Source organism: Pseudomonas sp. GM84 (assembly GCF_000282535.1).
In the GTDB taxonomy this organism is placed as follows: Bacteria; Pseudomonadota; Gammaproteobacteria; order Pseudomonadales; family Pseudomonadaceae; genus Aquipseudomonas.
Map to the genome: position 1 here is coordinate 1 of NZ_AKJC01000272.1, position 14,525 is coordinate 14,525.

Genomic DNA, 14,525 nt, shown 5'->3' on the forward strand with positions numbered 1-14,525 from the left:
GTGCCATGCTCCGCGCTGCCTGTTTCGCGGGGCAAGCCCGCTCCCACATGGATCACGCTGTGCCCTGCAATTGGGCTGTATTCTCGGGCACTGGCAAGGCTAAATCCCGCCATGGTGTACCCGTCCAGCCAGCGCCGGCTCGGGCCCTATCGTCGGCAAGCCAGCTCCCACAGGGATGGCGCTGGGCACGAAGGCCCAACGCGGATGTCAGCGCGCCTCAGGCACGATCAGATCGGCCGGGGCCTCGCCAGCACGGTGGCGAGCCACCCAGTAGTAGAGCAGGCTGGGCACCACCAGGCCGATCAGCCACGACACGTCTACCCCACCCAGGTGAGCGACCATGGGGCCGGTGTACAGCTTGGTGTCGATGAACGGCATCTGCACCAGTACACCCACCGTGTAGACGCTGATACCCGGCCAGTTCCAACGACCATAGCGACCCTCGGGGTCGGCCAGTGCGGGCACGTCGTAGCGTTCCTTGGTGATGAAGTAGTAGTCCACCAGGTTGACCGCGCTCCAGGGCACGAAGAAGGTCAGCAGGAACAGGATGAACGACTTGAACGCGCTCAGGAACGAGTGCTGGCCGAGCAGGGCTACCAAAGTAGCGGCGCCGACGATGAGCAGTACGAACAGCAGGCGCTGCGTGCGGCTGATGGTCAGATTGCCACGGAATCCACTGATGATGGTCGCGATGCACATGAAGCTGCCGTAGGAGTTCAGGGTGGAAATGGTCACCTTGCCGAAGGCAATGCTGAAGTACAGCAGTGCCGCCGTGGTGCCGGCGCCGCCCAGTCCGACGATGTACGCCACTTCGCGGCCCGAGAACTGGCCGCCGGCGATCGCTGCGGCGAACACGCCGAGAATCATCGAAGCTTGCGCGCCGATCACCGAGCCCAGCCCGGCGGCGAGGAAGGTCTTGAGCGGCGAGGTGCTGCTGGGCAGGTAGCGCGAGTAGTCGGCCACGTAAGGGCCGAAAGCGATCTGCCAGGACGCGGCCAGGGAGACGGCGAGCAGGAACGAAGCCCAGCTGAAATGACGGTTGTCGAGCAACTGGCCGATGTCGGCGATCAGCAGGATACGGCTGAACAGGTAGACGAAGGCGATGATGCCCAGCACGCTGGCGACCCGGCCGATCCAGTGGATCACCCGGTAGCCGGCCAGGGTGGCGAGGACGATCACCGCGGCGAAGATGAGAATGCCGGCGCTGTCGCTGACGCTCAGCAACTGGCCGATGGCCTGGCCGGACAGGACCGTGCCGGTGGCGGTGAAGCCGAGGTACATCAGGCACACCAGCACCATCGGGATGGCGGCGCCGTAGACCCCGAACTGCACGCGGCTGGAGATCATCTGCGGCAAGCCCAGGCGCGGGCCCTGGGCCGCATGCAGGGCCATGACACCGCCACCGATCAGTTGCCCCAGCAGCAGGCCGATCAGCGACCAGAACACGTCGCCGCCCAGCACCACGGCCAAGGCGCCGGTGACGATAGCGGTGATCTGCAGGTTGGCACCCAGCCACAGGGTGAATTGGCTGTACACCTTGCCATGGCGTTCGGCCTCGGGAATGTAGTCGATCGAACGCCGTTCGAGCACGGGTTTGCTGGACATTGCGGGCTCCGCTTCGTTGTTGTTGTGTCGGGGAGGGGCCACTGGCGGCACGTCGCAGGCGTGGCCTGGCAGCGATATGAGCATGTCTATACAAGTAGGGTCAAGTGAAGCTTGCAGAGCGTAACAGCCGTACTGTTACGCCAGGCTGGCCGGCAACTGTGCCGGTCCGGCGCCGGGCGTTGGCCGTATGCTGTAACGAAATATGTCTAGAACGGCTGATGAGGGAAACTGCAATGCCACTCAAGGACCTGCTGATCGCCCTGGTGGTGATCATTGCCTGGGGCGTCAACTTCGTGGTCATCAAGGTAGGCCTCGATGGCCTGCCGCCGATGCTGCTGGGGGCGTTGCGTTTTCTGTTGGTCGCTTTCCCGGCGATTCTGCTGGTCAAGCGACCGAAGTTGCCCTGGCGCTGGCTGTTTGCCTATGGCGCGACGATTTCGCTGGGCCAGTTTGCGTTCCTCTTCCAGGCGATGTACAGCGGCATGCCGCCGGGGCTGGCGTCCCTGATACTGCAATCGCAGGCGTTTTTCACCCTGGGGTTCGCTGCGCTGTTTCTCGGCGAGCGCCTGGGCCTGGCCAGCGTCATGGGCTTGCTGGTGGCCGCCAGCGGCCTGGCGTTGATCGGCAGCGAAGACGGCGGCCATGTGCCGATGGTGGCGCTGCTGCTGACCCTGTGTGCGGGGGCCATGTGGGGCATGGGCAACATCATCACGCGTCGCTTCGGTTCGGTGGACCTGGTCGCGCTGGTGATCTGGGGTGGACTGATTCCACCGCTGCCGTTCCTGGCGTTGTCGTGGTGGCTGGAAGGGCCGGAGCGTATCGGCCATGCCTTGGTCAACATCAGTTGGCATTCGGTGCTGGCGCTGGCCTACCTGGCGTTCGTCGCCACCATGCTGGGGTACAGCCTGTGGAGCAAGCTGCTGTCGCGCCACCCCGCCGGCAAGGTCGCGCCGTTCTCGCTGCTGGTACCGGTGATCGGCCTGAGCTCCTCGGCCTGGTTGCTGGATGAGCGGCTGACGGCAGTGCAGGGGTGGGGGGCGCTGCTGGTGATGCTCGGGTTGCTGGTCAATGTGTTCGGGCCGAAGCTGGGGCAGCGGCTGCGGGCCGTCAGCGCGTAAGGTTTGGCAAGTGCCTCGACGCCGCCCGCGCTTTGTTAGACTTGGCTTCTTTTGTCAGGCTAACGGAGCTTGCGATGATCATTTCCACTACCAGCCAGCTCGAAGGCCGCCCGATTGCCGAGTACCTCGGCGTGGTCAGCTCTGAATCGGTGCAGGGCATCAACTTCGTGCGCGATTTCTTCGCACGATTTCGCGATTTCTTCGGGGGGCGTTCGCAGACCCTGGAAAGCGCATTGCGTGAAGCCCGCGAGCAGGCCACCGAAGAACTCAAGGCACGGGCACGGCAGTTGCACGCTGATGCCGTGGTGGGTGTCGACTTCGAGATCAGCATGCCTTCGGTGCAAGGGGGCATGGTCGTGGTGTTTGCCACCGGCACCGCCGTGCGCCTGAAATAGACGGCGCCGCCACTGGTCGGGTCTGCCGGGTTTGTCCGGGCAGTCTGCAAATGACCGGCTAGTCTCACTTTCACAGGCTGCGTTTTTCCAGGCAAACCTTCTGCCGGCGCGGTCGCCACTGGAGGGAGACAGGGCATGAGCGAGTCCTTTTTCGAAGACATGAACGATGCATATCCGATCAACAGCCAGGTGCGTTGCGGTCAGGCGGCCTTCCGCCTGGGCTTCGCCCACATGACCCTGGACGATTCGGAAGAGCTGCAGCCGGCACACCTGCAGCGCAGCAAGAAGGGCCGCTTCACGCCTCGGGTACCGCCGAAAAAGTGATCCCGCTCACACAACCCCGCCTTCTGGCGGGGTTTTTCTTGGCGTTGTTTGACCCTGCTCATGGTAACGGCGGGTCGCGCTCGCCGAAGCCTGGCAGTTGTGGTTTTCTGGCGCGACATCTCAGGCATATCAGGCAAGGAAGGAGTGAGCCATGCGAGTCAGGGAAGCAACCTACTGGCAGTGGGCAGATGCGCAATTGCACAGCCGCTGCCACGATGAAGCATTGAGCGATGGCACCACCCTGGATATACAGGTGCGCCTGTCACGGCTCGGCGCCACGCAACTGTTTCTTGGGCTGTACGGCGAGAATGGCAGGGCGTTGCTGGAAGAGTATTACCCGTCACGGCCTGGCGAGACCATGACCCGCGCGCTGGTGTGGGGTGTCGAGCGGGCGAGGGCGCTGGCGACCGGTGCCCTGGAGTTGCCGCAGCAGCAACGACGGCGGGCATGAAAAAGCCCGGCCTATTCGGGCCGGGCTCGATAAGTGGTGCGATCACTCAGTTGAGCGGATCGATCACCTTGACTGCCTGCCGCTCACGGGCGGCGGGCCATTCTTGTTGCAGGGTCTGCAGTACGCGGCCGACGAACTCGGTGTCGGCGGCGGCCTTCTTGCCGACGTAGCCCAGGCCACGACGGTAGACCTTGAAGCGGGCGCGCATGCTGGGCAGGTGCGCTTCGAATTCGTCTTCAATCGTGTTCGGCGGCAGGCGGTCGATACGCACTTCGCCGGTTTGGCTGACCCACAGCAAGTGGTCGTCGAGGCTGTCCTTGCGCATGGCGAACAGCTGGGCCAGTTGGTCGATCGTAGGATTGTTGTTCAAGTTCATCATAAAGCCCCCATTACCCATTGTTTTAGTGATTTTTCACAGTTGGCGCTACACGTGTAGCGCGCTACCTAGGCTGCTACAGCAGCATCGCAACAGGGGCTTTCTCACGCTGCCTTTTGGACAGTTCCCTCTCCACGGACGGCCTGCGTTACCGCGCAGGCCGTCTGGAACACCCTTGCCACCGCTCCCGATCGGGGAGACGGCTTCATCATGCACAAGGGCGATGAACGGCGTCAACCGTTTTGTAGTGAATATTTTTATGCACTACATCTTGTCCGACAATCCGCTCGCGGGGGTGCCTTTCACTGGCCAGGGCTGGACAGAATCCGGTAGCGGCACGCACGCGCGCTTCATTGGGGTAGTTGCGGTTGGCGAGCAATATGATGGCCTTGCCTTCGGCTGGAATGAACGCGGCATAGGCGCCAAAACCACCGGTCGATCCGGTCTTGTTGTACCAGGCATCGGGTACGGCGGGCAGGGGTGGGTCGAGACGATGGGTAGCCTGGGGTTCTCGGATCAGCCTGGGGCCGTTGCCATCGACCAGGGTGTCGAGCGAAACCGGGAGGGGGTAGCGTTCCCAGCCGAGCCCTTGGGTCATTGCGCCTACCTGGAAGTAGCCGGCCTGGGTAATGGCGGCAGCTTTGCGCAGCGCCGGTGGAAGTTCGGCGGGCTGCATGTGCAGACGCACGTAGCGCAGCAGGTCGCGGGCGCTGGTCTTGATGCCATAGGCCTCATCGGCATAGGGGCCCGGGTTGACCCGCACGGGACGGTTTTGCGCATCGTAACCCTGCGCATACAGCCCTTGCGCGTTCGCCGGCACGTGCAGCACGTGCAGGTAGGTGTGTTGCAAGCCCATCTGCGGCAACAGGCCCTGGCTCATCAGTTCCGCGAACGGTTGCTGGCGTGCGCGTGCGGCGAGGTCGCCGAACAAACCCAGGCTTGGATTCGAATAGCAGCGCTGGGTGCCGTGGACGCTCCGTGGCTTCCAGTTGCGCAGGAAATCCAGCGCTTGGCTGTCGGTCTGTACGTCGTCGGGAAACTGCAATGGCAGGCAGTCGGCGCTGTAGGCCCCCAGTTCCAGTACGCTGGCGTCACCCAGTGGCGTGCCGGCCAGGGCTGGCTGGTAGCGCCGGGCCGGTGCTTGCAGATCGAGCTTGCCCTCAGCGCTGGCCAGGGCGGCGAGGGTGGCGGTGTAGGTCTTGCTCAGCGAGCCGATCTCGAACAGCGTATCGGCGTTAACCGGTTCGGCTGTGGCCTTGCTGGCCACGCCATAGCTGAAGTAATGCGCCTGGCCATTGGCGAAGACTGCCACAGCCATGCCGGCGATGCCGTGCTCCCGCATCATGGGCTCGATCACGTCGTCCACCTGAGCCTGTAGTGATGTGCCGGCATGTGCAGTGGCGCTGCCCAACGCAAAGGCAGTGGCAACAAGAAGCGGTGCGAGTCGAGCGAGTGGCATAAAGGTCCTTTTCGGATTTGTGTCCGTTGAGCGACACCAGTGGGGGTTCCGGCGTTAGCGGGAAAAAGCCCCAGACCTTATCGTCTGCCCTTGCACAACGACAAGACGGAAACTGTTATGAAGTATTTGCGCATGTTGTTCGACAACTTCACCCTGGCGTTGCTCGGTGTGGTGTTGATCGCCACCGTGCTGCCCTGCTCGGGCGACGGCGCGGTCTATTTTGGCTGGCTGACCAACCTGGCCATCGGCCTGCTGTTCTTCCTGCATGGCGCCAAGCTGTCGCGCGAGGCGATCATTGCCGGCGCGGGCCACTGGCGCCTGCACCTGCTGGTGTTCTCCTGCACCTTCGTGCTGTTCCCGTTGCTGGGCCTGGCGTTCAAGCCGGTGTTCGTGCCGTTGGTGGGCAACGAACTGTACCTGGGCGTGCTGTACCTGTGTGCCTTGCCAGCCACCGTGCAATCGGCCATTGCCTTCACCTCGCTGGCGCGCGGCAACGTGCCGGCAGCCATCTGCAGCGCTGCTGCCTCGAGCCTGTTGGGGATCTTCCTGACGCCGCTGCTGGTGATGATGTTGCTGGGCGCCAGCGGCGATACCGGTTCGGGCCTCGATGCGGTGCTGAAAATCACCCTGCAGTTGCTGGTGCCCTTCGTGGCCGGGCAGATCGCCCGGCGCTGGATCGGCGCCTGGGTCAAGCGTAATGCACGCTGGCTGAAGGTGGTGGACCAAGGCTCGATCCTGCTGGTGGTCTACACCGCGTTCAGCGAGGCGGTGGTCACCGGGCTGTGGCACACGGTTTCGACGCAGCACCTGGCCGGACTGTTCGTTGTCTGCGGCATCCTGCTGGCAGTGGTGCTGTTCGGTACGCGCCTGCTTGGCAAGGTGCTGGGTTTCAACCTGGAAGACCGCATCACCATCCTCTTCGCCGGCTCCAAGAAGAGCCTGGCGACAGGGGTGCCCATGGCCCAGGTACTGTTCGTTGGCAGTGGCATCGGGGCGATGATCCTGCCGTTGATGCTGTTTCACCAGATCCAGCTGATGGTCTGTGCGGTATTGGCTCAGCGGTATGCCAGCCGGGAAGCCGCTGGCGAGGAGGCCGCGGCTTCTTCCTGACAGCGGCGTGTTTTCACCCGGCCTCCTCACCGAGGCCGGTGCTCGCTAACGGGCCTGTCCTGAGCCCCGCTCGCGCAATGCCTTGGCGACCTCGGCCTCGATCTTGTAGGCGGGCCCCTCCAGCGCCTGGTAGTCGCGCGTGTAGCGCCGGGCGAATTCCTCTACGCCCAGTTCCTGATACTGCTGCACATGCTTGAGCTCGTGCGCCCACAGCGCCACATTGTCCTCGGCATCGCTGGCATGGCGGAACATGATCGTGTCGATCAGCGTCACCGCGTTCACATCGGGGTTTTGCAGCAGCGCGTTGGCGGCGCTCAGTTGCTGCTCGTCGCCCACCCGGTAGCGTGCGGTGTCGAGCACGGCAAAGTCGTACCAGGGTTCGAGCTGAACGCGGATGTGCAGGGGAATAGCTTCGCTGCCGCTGGCGGTGGCCTCGTCGCGGGCCTGGCGCAAGGCATAGGCCAGGCTGCTGGAGGCCATGACCTCGACATCCTTGAGCACCTGGCCAGCCTGGCCGGGGTCGAATGGCGCGCAGAAACAGCCCATCAGGCATATCTGGTACTGGCCGGGTGGGCAGGCTTGCTCCGCTGACGCCGACATGCTCGCCAATAACAGTAACAGCAGGTTAGTGGCTTTCATTCAGCGCCCTGTCAACGAAGCCGCGGCTGGCTTCCAGCACCTGGGACTGCACCGATTCGCTAGCCAGCATGCGCCCGACCACCAGCGCGCCGACGCACTGGCTGATCAGGGCCCAGGCCAGGGCATCATCGGCCAGGGTTTCGCTCCAGGCGGCGTGCAAGCTTGTCAGCCAATGTTCGGCCTCTTCGCGTACCGGTCGTTCGGCCCGGGCGATTTCCACGCCCAAGGGCGGCAATGGGCAGCCGCCTTCGGCATCGTGCAGGTGCGCCAGGCTCAGGTACTGCTGCAGGCAGCGCGCCAGGCGCTCGCGGCTGGCGCCTTTCTGAGCCAGGCGGCCCAGCGGGCTGTTGCTCAGTTCCTGGCGGACCACTTCGGTGAACAGATCATCCTTGGACGGGAAGTGGTTGTAGAAGGCCCCGCCGGTGAGGCCTATGGCTTTCATCAGCCCGGCGACCCCCGTGCTGGCGAAACCGCCGCGTTTGGCCAATGCACCGCTGCTGGCCAGCAGCTTGTCGCGGGTCTGTTGCTTGTGTTCGCTGGAGTAGCGCATGAAAAACCTCTGAGCGCTGGCTTGACGTTGGGGGCGATCATAACATAGCGTTCGTTTACTAAATGATCGTTCATCAATGGAGGTGCACGTGGCAAAACAACAAAAAGTGGTGCTGGTGGTGGGCGCGGGAGACGCCACGGGCGGCGAAATTGCCAAGCGGTTCGCCCGCGAGGGTTACGTCGCCTGCGTAACCCGGCGCCAGGCGGAAAAACTGCAACCCTTGGTGGACGAAATTCGCGCCGCTGGCGGGCAGGCCCATGGCTTCGGCTCAGATGCGCGCAAGGAAGAGGAAGTCGCCGAGCTGGTCGAGACGATCGAGCGCGATATCGGGCCAATCGAAGCCTTTGTCTTCAATATCGGCGCCAATGTGCCTTGCAGTATCCTCGACGAAACCCCGCGCAAGTACTTCAAGATCTGGGAGATGGCGTGCTTTGCCGGCTTCTTGACCGCCCAGGCGGTCGCCCGGCGCATGGTCACCCGCGAGCGCGGCACGCTGCTGTTCACCGGTGCCACCGCCGGCACCCGCGGTGCGGCCGGCTTCGCGGCTTTCGCCGGGGCCAAGCATGGGTTGCGCGCCCTGGCCCAGAGCATGGCGCGGGAACTGGGGCCGCGTAACATCCATGTTGCCCATGTGGTGGTGGACGGTGCCATCGACACGGCCTTCATCCGCGACAGTTTCCCTGAGCGCTACGCCCTCAAGGAGCAGGATGGCATCCTCGACCCTGCGCACATCGCCGACAGCTACTGGTTCCTGCACGCACAGCCGCGCGATGCCTGGACGTTCGAACTGGACCTGCGCCCGTGGATGGAACGCTGGTAAGCCCTGACTCATCAAGGAGTGCATCACATGAGCAAGACCGTCGAGTTCTTCTTCGACCTGGGCAGCCCTGCCAGTTACCTGGCCTGGACCCAGCTACCCGACCTCTGCGCCCGGCAGGGCGCAACGCTGTGCTACCGGCCCATGTTGCTGGGCGGCGTATTCCAGGCCACCGGCAATGCTTCGCCGGTGATGATCCCGGCCAAGGGCCGCTACATGTTCACCGACCTGGCCCGATTTGCCGCGCGCTATGACGTGCCGTTCGGGCTGCCGCCGGGGTTTCCGCTCAATACCCTGGCCTTGATGCGCGGCGTGATCGGCACTCAGTTGCATGCGCCGGCACGCTTTGAGGCGCTGCTGGCAGCGCTGTTCAACGGGCTATGGGCGCAGCGGCGCAACCTGGGCGAGCCTGGCGTGCTGGACGAAACGCTCGGCGAGGCCGGTTTCGACCCGGCCCAGTTCCACGCCCTGGCGGCAGACGGTGAAGTGAAGGCGGCGCTCAAGCAGGCGACCGAAGAGGCGGTGGCGCGCGGGGTGTTTGGCGCGCCGACGTGTTTTGTCGAAGGGCAGATGTACTTCGGCCAGGATCGCCTGGATTTCGTCGAGCAGGCACTGGCTCGACCGGCTCACCTCTAACGGTACCGCCAGCCAGGTATCAGAAGTTGGCCGGGGTGTTGGCGCTGATGATCTCGGCCTCATCCTGGCCAATGTTCTTGAAGCTGTGCGGCAGGGTGGTGGGGATGTAATAGCCATCGCCAGAGCTGAGAATGCTCACCTGGCCATCGACCCACAGTTCAACGGTGCCGCGGGTGACCAGGCCACATTCCTCGCCTTCGGCATGCACGATGGGTTCGCCCGAGTCGGCGCCGGGTGCATACAGTTCACGCAGCATGCGCATCTGCCGTGCCTCGACGCTGGCACCGACCAGCAGCATGCGCAGGCCATTTCGGCCCAGGTCCGGCTGTTCGCTGGCGCGGAACACGAAGCGCTCTTCCCGGACCGGTTCGTCGAAGCTGAAGAACTCCGCCAGGGTCATGGGGATGCCTTCGAGCAGTTTTTTCAGGGAGCTGACCGAAGGGCTGACGCGGTTCTGCTCGATCTGCGAGATCGTCGAGTTGGTCAGTCCGCTGCGGCGGGCCAGCTCCCGCTGGGAGAGGTTGTTGCGTTCACGCACCAGTTTGAGTCGTGTCCCCGTGTCCATAGCCGCCTTAATCAGAGGTGTTAAAAATAATGGGCGACGCATTAAAACACACTCTGCTCACTTGCGCGCTGTGCTTGTCAGGCCCGGTGCTCGCGCGGCATCGGCCATAGCCCGACCAGCAGCAACAGCAGTGCCACGGCAAGGAACGGCAGGCGTGGGTCGAGGGCATAGACCAGTGTTCCGGCCAGCGGCCCGATCACCGCTCCCATACCTTGTGCGGCGCCGATGGAACCGGCGGTCGAGCCCTGTTCCGAGGCCTGCATGGCATTGGCCGCCAGTGCCGAGAAGGCCGGGAACACGAAGCCCATGCCCGCGGCTGCGATGAAGTAGCACCCCCACAGCCACGGCGCGGTGGTGGCCAACGCGCCCGCCGCGAAGCCCAGGGCCGAGACACTGGCGCCGACGCGGATCATTTTCAGCGGTGGCCACTGCAACTGGCGCAGGATGACCTGGGACAGGATCAGCGCCACGCCGACGGTGGTCAGTGCTATACCTGCGGTTTGCGCGGCCTCTGCCGGACCCTGGTGCAACCGGTCGAGGGCGAAGAAACCTACGATGATCTGCGAAACCGTGACGCTCAGCATCGCGCTGAAGGCCACCAGCAGCGGCCGGCGCAGGCGCGGGTCGGTCAACCGCACCGGGTTGGGTGCATGGCTGTGGGCCAAGGGTTGCGGCTTGAGCTTGAACAGCAGCACCAGGAACGCACCGGCCGGCAGCAATGACATCACATGGAACGGCAGGCTCAGGCTGTGCTCGGCCAGCAATGCCGCAAGTGCCGGCCCCAGTACCAGGCCGATGGCACTGGCCGCGCCCAGTGAGGCCATGGCTCGGGCGCGACGCTGCGGTTCGACATGGTCGGCGATCAGGGCGTTGCAGGCCACCGGGATGGCGGCGTAGAAAGCGCCGATGGCGCCCCGGGCGAGCATCAGGCCGACGAATGCCACGGCTGCTGACGGCAGCCAGCGCAAAGCACCTTCGATGAACAGGCACAGCAGCCAATAGGCGAGGGTGAAGCCGGCACTGCCCAGCAGCAGGATTCGCCGGCGGCCAAGGCGGTCGGCGGCGCGGCCCCAGCGGCGGGCCAGCAGTACCCAGACGACCCCGGCCACGGTGACTGCCGCGCCGGCTTGCCAGGTGGCCATGCCGAGCAGGCGGGCGATGGGGCCGATCAGGGCGACGAACGCCATCATCGACATGGTGCACGCCATGGTCACCAGCAACAGCGGTCGCAAGTCCAGGGTGGTGGCGGGAATGAGGGTGGCAGAGTCCTTTGCGGCATTCATGGGGCTGTCCAGGGCAGTTCGACAGGCAAGAGTAATGAGAATGCTTGCCGGGTGTCGAGCCTGCCTGGGCAGCCTGCCATCATTCGCTGCGGCGCAACGGGCCTGGCCACATGCTGCGCAGCACGCCGTCGCGGCGTACCAGGGCATGCATCAGTGCGGCCCCCAGGTGCACCACCACGGTGGCGAACAACAGGTAGCCGGCCCAGCCGTGGGCCTGGCGCAGCACCGCATACAGCTGCAGGTCGTGCGGGGCGATGGCCGGTAGCTGCAAGGGGCGCGGGTAGCCGCCTGCCGACAACATGGCCCAGCCCAGCAGTGGCATGGCCAGCATCAAACCGTACAGCAGCAGGTGCGAGGCGCCTGCGGCGAAGCGTTGCAGGGACGGCAAGTCCTGGGGCAGCGGAGGATGGGGCAGGGTCAGGCGCAGGCCGATGCGCACCACGACCAGCAGCAGAAGCGCCAGGCCCGTGGCCTTGTGCAGCTCGACCAGCAGGGGGTGGCGTGGCGACAGGTCGGCCACCATGCTCACGCCGATGAACAGCATGGCAATGATCAGGATCGCCATCAGCCAGTGCAGCAGACGGTGCAGCGGGTGGAAAGCGTGCGGATTCATGGCTTGGCTCCTGTGCCGAGCGATTCGCGGCTACGGCGGTTGAACGATTCCGAATAGGCCGCCGAGCGGGCGGCGAGGATCGGGTCGGCGGAAGGTTCGATGCCGGCGGGCAGGATCAATGGGTCGAAGTTCAGGTCACGGCAGGCGCCTTGTTCAGGGCCATCGACCCGTTCGACCACCAGGGTTCCGGCGTCGACGCTGCGCCGTTCGGCAGGCCATGGGCGTGCCGGGTCGTCCACTGCATCGCCGGGCTCGGCCAGGACCAGGCGCAGGGTCCAGCGCAGGGGGCCTTGGGCCAGGCGCTGCTGCAGGTCATGTTGCAAGAACTGCTTGTCGTCGACCTGTCCAGGCAAGGGCGAGAAGTGCGTCTGCGGCTCCAGCTGCCAGCGCACCGGGTGGGCGGCGCCGCCGGCATCGATCAGGCGGAAGGCATTGATGCTGTGGTACTGGGTGCTGGCAAAGCTGTCGCTGGGCTTGTAGCTTGCGGCCCACTGGCGGAACGCCGCGCTTTCAGGGTGGGCGGCAAAGAACGCCTGCATCTTCGCCGGGTCCGGTTTACCGGTGCCGGGGACCGGCGCACCGGCCAGCACCTGGTCATAGAAACCTTGTGGGTTGCTGACGGCCAGCACCGGCGGGTTGTTCATCCCGGTGCGCCAGACCTGGCCATCGTCGGTGCTCAGCTGGATCGCCAGGCTGCGCACCGGCACGCCGGTATCGGGCGCGAACGGGTTGGCGCCGCCAATGGCGAAGCGGCCGATCACCGGCACGCGGGCTTGGCTGAAGGCGCGGGCGGTCGACAATGTGGCGGCCTGCCCCGAGGGCTGGAAGTAGCCGCTGACGCACAGCCCCTTGGCGTGGTTCTTGCGATAGCCGGCGTAGTGCCCGGCTTGGGCCTCGAAGGTGTCGATGATACGTTGCGGAGTCAGTCGGGGTCCGCCGATCCAGCCGGCGGCATAGGCGAAGCCGGCGCCCAGGGCCAGCATCACGGCGCCGATGCCGGCCAGGCGCAGGGCCTTGGCGGGGCCGTGCAAAGGTGAGTTCATGATGAAATTCCGGTTCAGTGAAGGTGCCAGTACGACGGGGCAGGGGAATACTTATTCCCTCGCGGGGAATAAATTTTGTAGCCAGGCGTCTGCCCCATACACTGACAACCCCAAAGGCCGGTAACTTGCCATGCACGACCTTGACGAACAGCAGTGGCGCGAACTGCTGCAGCGCTTGCGCCGCTTTGCCTTGTGGCTGACCCGTGAGACCGGCAGCGCCGACGACCTGGTCCAGGCCACCGTCGAACGCGCTTTGAGCCGGCGTGACCAGCAACGTGACGAGGAGGCATTGCGGGCCTGGTTGTTCACCATCCTTTATCGCTTGTTTCTCGACGGCAAACGCCGCGAGCGCCTGCACGCCCGTTGGTTGTCCTGGTTCGGCCGTGCCGAGCAGGACTGCGAAGCGGTGGGGGGCAATATCGAAAACATCGTCCTGGCCCAGGCCGACCTGCAGGCGTTTGCCCACTTGTCGACTGAACAGCGTGCCCTGCTGCTGTTGGTCAGTATCGAGGGGCTGAGCTACAAAGAGGCTGCCGAGACCTTGAACATTCCCATCGGCACGGTGATGTCGCGCCTGTCCCGCGCCCGTGCCGCCTTGCGCGACCTGACCGAAGGCAACCCCAAGCCTGCGGCCTTGCGGAGACTGAAATGACACGCCTGATACCCAGCGAAGACGAACTGCACGCCTATGTCGACGACCGCCTTGCGCCGGCGCGCCGTGCCGAGGTGCAGGCCTGGCTGGCAGCCAATCCACACGAAGCGGTGAGGATCGAGGCCTGGCGCAGCGATGCCCGGCGTTTGCGCGCGGCGCTGGCGGGGTTCGGTGAGCAGCCGGGGGGCGCGCAGCTCGATCTGGCCCAGGTGCAGCGGCGCTTGCGCCAGCGCCGGCAGCGGCGTCTGGCGTCGGCAGCGGTTCTGCTGCTGGCCCTTGGGGTGGGCGGGTTGGGTGGCTGGCAGGCGCGGCAGGCGACCTGGGCGGGCAACGAGCTGCCCATGGCCGACGCAGTCCAGGCGCACCGTTTGTTTGCCGGCAGTGAGGCGCTGGATATCCAGGCCAGTGATCCGACACGGTTGCGCGAATGGCTTGGCAGCCATTTCAATCGGGTGGGGCAGTTGCCCGACCTGAGCGGTTATGGTTTTCAGCCGGTGGGCGCGAGGTTGCTGAGCAACGAGCAGGGGCCGGCGGCGTTGCTGGTGTTTCAGGATCGCCATGGTCAGCGCATCAGCCTGTTCCTGCGGTCACCGGGCGACCGCTACCAGCGCATGCCGGATGGGCAGCGGGTCGATGGGCAGCTGGAAGCGCGGTACTGGTCACATGGGGCGTACAACTTTGCCCTGGTCAGCGCGGCGGACGATGTGCGCGGGGCGGGAGTGGGGGAGGCGTTGCGGTTGGGGTTGTAGGGGGGGCGAGGAGGGCTGGCGGAAGATTGTCAGCGTTCATGAGACCGAGCGCCGCCCGCGCGGCGCATCGCGAGCAAGCTCGCTCCTACATTTGTTGCAACGTGCCACGGTCTGTCAGGCCATGGTTGCCCGCTTTTTAG

At 64.9% G+C, this 14,525-nt stretch carries 17 protein-coding genes and 1 pseudogene; 9 read left to right on the top strand and 9 right to left on the bottom strand.

The annotated features are described in order from the left end of the window. Window positions 1-207: 207 nt before the first annotated feature. The gene (locus PMI38_RS20600) at window positions 208-1,605 is read right to left on the bottom strand and encodes a purine-cytosine permease family protein (RefSeq protein ID WP_008098144.1); all 1,398 of its coding nucleotides are present in this window, start codon (window positions 1,603-1,605) and stop codon (window positions 208-210) included. 233 nt (window positions 1,606-1,838) lie between these two features. Between PMI38_RS20600 and PMI38_RS20605 the strand changes: the two genes are divergently transcribed. The 4 genes from PMI38_RS20605 (at window position 1,839) to PMI38_RS20620 (ending at window position 3,893) form a co-directional block, all read left to right on the top strand. Beyond that, entirely contained in the window at window positions 1,839-2,723 is an 885-nt protein-coding gene (locus PMI38_RS20605; RefSeq protein WP_008098146.1) for an O-acetylserine/cysteine exporter, read from the top strand. 74 nt (window positions 2,724-2,797) lie between these two features. Beyond that, window positions 2,798-3,118 (top strand): YbjQ family protein, encoded by a 321-nt coding sequence (locus PMI38_RS20610; protein WP_008098148.1) that lies wholly within the window; start codon window positions 2,798-2,800, stop codon window positions 3,116-3,118. Window positions 3,119-3,253: 135 nt separating this feature from the next. Beyond that, entirely contained in the window at window positions 3,254-3,442 is a 189-nt protein-coding gene (locus PMI38_RS20615) for a hypothetical protein (RefSeq protein ID WP_008098150.1), read from the top strand. A gap of 151 nt (window positions 3,443-3,593) precedes the next feature. Continuing rightward, window positions 3,594-3,893 (top strand): hypothetical protein, encoded by a 300-nt coding sequence (locus PMI38_RS20620; protein WP_008098152.1) that lies wholly within the window; start codon window positions 3,594-3,596, stop codon window positions 3,891-3,893. A 46-nt stretch (window positions 3,894-3,939) separates the two neighbouring features. Here the strand turns inward: PMI38_RS20620 and PMI38_RS20625 are convergent, their stop codons facing one another. Together PMI38_RS20625 and ampC are read right to left on the bottom strand one after the other, a co-directional pair. Continuing rightward, on the bottom strand, window positions 3,940-4,272 hold the full coding sequence (locus PMI38_RS20625; RefSeq protein ID WP_008098155.1) for a hypothetical protein: 333 nt from the start codon (window positions 4,270-4,272) through the stop codon (window positions 3,940-3,942). A gap of 304 nt (window positions 4,273-4,576) precedes the next feature. Then, window positions 4,577-5,728 (bottom strand): annotated as a pseudogene (gene ampC, locus PMI38_RS20630) (class C beta-lactamase); the annotation flags it as partial. 117 nt (window positions 5,729-5,845) lie between these two features. Here ampC and PMI38_RS20635 point away from each other — a divergent pair. After that, complete coding sequence (locus PMI38_RS20635; RefSeq protein WP_008098159.1) at window positions 5,846-6,838, top strand: bile acid:sodium symporter family protein; 993 nt, start codon at window positions 5,846-5,848, stop codon at window positions 6,836-6,838. 45 nt (window positions 6,839-6,883) lie between these two features. Here the strand turns inward: PMI38_RS20635 and PMI38_RS20640 are convergent, their stop codons facing one another. Beyond that, window positions 6,884-7,477, bottom strand: coding sequence for an eCIS core domain-containing protein (locus PMI38_RS20640; protein WP_008098161.1), 594 nt, complete (start codon window positions 7,475-7,477; stop codon window positions 6,884-6,886). Next, entirely contained in the window at window positions 7,464-8,027 is a 564-nt protein-coding gene (locus PMI38_RS20645) for a TetR/AcrR family transcriptional regulator (RefSeq protein ID WP_008098163.1), read from the bottom strand. Before PMI38_RS20645 ends, PMI38_RS20640 begins: the two co-directional genes overlap by 14 nt. Before the next feature lie 88 nt (window positions 8,028-8,115). Between PMI38_RS20645 and PMI38_RS20650 the strand changes: the two genes are divergently transcribed. Together PMI38_RS20650 and PMI38_RS20655 are read left to right on the top strand one after the other, a co-directional pair. Next, a complete protein-coding gene (locus PMI38_RS20650) occupies window positions 8,116-8,847 on the top strand; it encodes an SDR family oxidoreductase (protein WP_008098166.1) in 732 nt (243 codons plus the stop codon). Between the two features lie 27 nt (window positions 8,848-8,874). Next, window positions 8,875-9,480: a 2-hydroxychromene-2-carboxylate isomerase gene (locus PMI38_RS20655; protein ID WP_008098168.1), complete on the top strand. Its 606-nt coding sequence runs from the start codon at window positions 8,875-8,877 to the stop codon at window positions 9,478-9,480. Window positions 9,481-9,499: 19 nt separating this feature from the next. On the opposite strand, the gene PMI38_RS20660 is transcribed toward PMI38_RS20655, so the two are convergent. The 4 genes from PMI38_RS20660 to PMI38_RS20675 all read right to left on the bottom strand — a co-directional run bounded on the left by PMI38_RS20660 (window position 9,500) and on the right by PMI38_RS20675 (window position 12,984). After that, window positions 9,500-10,045, bottom strand: coding sequence for a cupin domain-containing protein (locus PMI38_RS20660; RefSeq protein ID WP_008098170.1), 546 nt, complete (start codon window positions 10,043-10,045; stop codon window positions 9,500-9,502). A gap of 77 nt (window positions 10,046-10,122) precedes the next feature. After that, window positions 10,123-11,328 carry an MFS transporter gene (locus PMI38_RS20665; protein ID WP_008098172.1) on the bottom strand — a complete coding sequence of 402 codons (1,206 nt, stop codon included), beginning with the start codon at window positions 11,326-11,328 and terminating at the stop codon, window positions 10,123-10,125. Between the two features lie 79 nt (window positions 11,329-11,407). After that, window positions 11,408-11,941 (bottom strand): cytochrome b, encoded by a 534-nt coding sequence (locus PMI38_RS20670; RefSeq protein ID WP_008098174.1) that lies wholly within the window; start codon window positions 11,939-11,941, stop codon window positions 11,408-11,410. Then, complete coding sequence (locus PMI38_RS20675) at window positions 11,938-12,984, bottom strand: catalase family peroxidase (protein ID WP_008098175.1); 1,047 nt, start codon at window positions 12,982-12,984, stop codon at window positions 11,938-11,940. Before PMI38_RS20675 ends, PMI38_RS20670 begins: the two co-directional genes overlap by 4 nt. A 130-nt stretch (window positions 12,985-13,114) precedes the next feature. Here PMI38_RS20675 and PMI38_RS20680 point away from each other — a divergent pair, with 130 nt between their 5' ends. Further along, window positions 13,115-13,636: a sigma-70 family RNA polymerase sigma factor gene (locus PMI38_RS20680; protein ID WP_008098177.1), complete on the top strand. Its 522-nt coding sequence runs from the start codon at window positions 13,115-13,117 to the stop codon at window positions 13,634-13,636. Next, a complete protein-coding gene (locus PMI38_RS20685; RefSeq protein WP_008098179.1) occupies window positions 13,633-14,385 on the top strand; it encodes an anti-sigma factor family protein in 753 nt (250 codons plus the stop codon). Before PMI38_RS20680 ends, PMI38_RS20685 begins: the two co-directional genes overlap by 4 nt. The last annotated feature ends 140 nt before the right edge of the window (window positions 14,386-14,525 follow it).